We start from the raw sequence: 709 nt of genomic DNA, 5'->3' as shown, positions 1-709 counted from the left end.
ACTCATTACAGGAATGCTGCTTCGTTAGCTCAATAAGAAAACGGGATCGCCGTAGCCATCCCATCTTTAACATAAGCACCCGTTAGTACAATTACGAACTTCTCCTTTTAGGTACATAATCAATTGAATTTGCAATTTCAACTAACATCAGGTGGCACCGCATTAGCTAACCTTTTATCCATTCCCAGCATATATTGCCAATTATCTTTTTCAAAAACAAAAAAATTGAAAAGTCGGTCAACCATATAAATGGCTTTTTGACCATTTTGAAGTTTATACACTTTTTGATTACCCCTATCTTTGAAAACCAATTTGTTTTTCAAGGGTCGGATATCAATTTTATAATGGTTTTCTAGAATTCTATCATTTATGTATTTAACTTCAAAGGAATCGTTAATATTGCCTTCTAAGTTACTAAACCTTCCGAACTGATGAGTAAAAGCAACTGGTGGTTGTCGGAGCGGTAACTTTACATCTTGCTTAAAGTGGTGCTCAAAGGCTTTTATTGCAGTTTCAACTGATTGATAACCAATTTCAAGGTATATCTCTTCAAATGGTCTTGGTGTATTACTTTGATTGGCTGATGCATTTCCACTAGTACCAACAGTAATTAACAAAAATAAAACAATAAAGATTATCTTTTTCATAGTTTTTACACCCTTTTTTAGGTGTATTATTCCCAATCTTTATTCAACTAACCTCCCTCAAT

Annotated in this window: 1 protein-coding gene; it reads right to left on the bottom strand. The window is 33.6% G+C overall.

What is annotated here, in order from left to right; all coding sequences use genetic code 11:
- Nucleotides 1–137 precede the first annotated feature (137 nt).
- Nucleotides 138–647 (bottom strand): hypothetical protein, encoded by a 510-nt coding sequence (locus tag COE25_RS30105; protein WP_098935241.1) that lies wholly within the window; start codon nt 645–647, stop codon nt 138–140.
- Between the last annotated feature and the right edge of the window lie 62 nt (nt 648–709).

Origin of the sequence: Bacillus sp. AFS031507, assembly GCF_002584635.1 — a bacterium.
Lineage (GTDB): Bacteria > Bacillota > Bacilli > Bacillales > Cytobacillaceae > Neobacillus.
Note: the sequence above shows the minus strand (reverse complement) of the source record. Positions and strands in the feature narration are given on the sequence as shown.